This is a genomic window from Thauera aromatica (assembly GCF_023093595.1).
GTDB classification, from domain to species: Bacteria; Pseudomonadota; Gammaproteobacteria; order Burkholderiales; family Rhodocyclaceae; genus Thauera; species Thauera aromatica_A.
On the sequence record NZ_JALLIK010000009.1, the window covers coordinates 1 to 549 of the forward strand.

Genomic DNA, 549 nt, shown 5'->3' on the forward strand with positions numbered 1-549 from the left:
GCGCCGATGATAGTGAGGCATGCCCTCGTGAAAGTAGGTCATCGTCAGACTAACCCACAAAAAAACGCCCAGAGAACACAACTCTGGGCGTTTTTGCGTCTACGAAAAATCGTAAGCGGTTATTGAACCGCGCCCCCCAGAGTTCGACAGTTACGCGCGCAAGTGCTTGTTTTTGCTAGAGCGCAGTAAGCGCTCCACGAACCCCATCCTTCCTGGGCTCGTTACGCTTTGATCAACTGCTCAGCCTTGAGATTCCAGGGCAGGAGAGCCTCGAAGTGTTCGACGGTGGTGGCGGTGGGCAACGCCCGCGTAAGCGCTCCACGAACCCCATCCTTCCTGGGCTCGCTACGCTGTGATCAACTGCTCAGCCTTGAGATTCCAGGGCAGGAGAGCCTCGAAGTGTTCGACGGTGGTGGCGGTGGGCAACGCCCGCAGCACGTGGCGCAGCCACAGATACGGCTCGACGTTGTTGGCCTTGGCGGTTTCGACCAGCGAGTAGATGAGCGCGCTGGCGCGCGCACCCGCCTGGGTGTCCGAGAAGAGCCACGC

General features: G+C 59.7%; 1 protein-coding gene. It reads right to left on the minus strand.

Going from position 1 to position 549, the window contains the following annotated elements:
• Positions 1-345: 345 nt before the first annotated feature.
• On the minus strand, positions 346-549 hold a 204-nt coding region (locus tag MXC99_RS00250), incomplete at its 5' end, for a transposase domain-containing protein (RefSeq protein ID WP_247723646.1).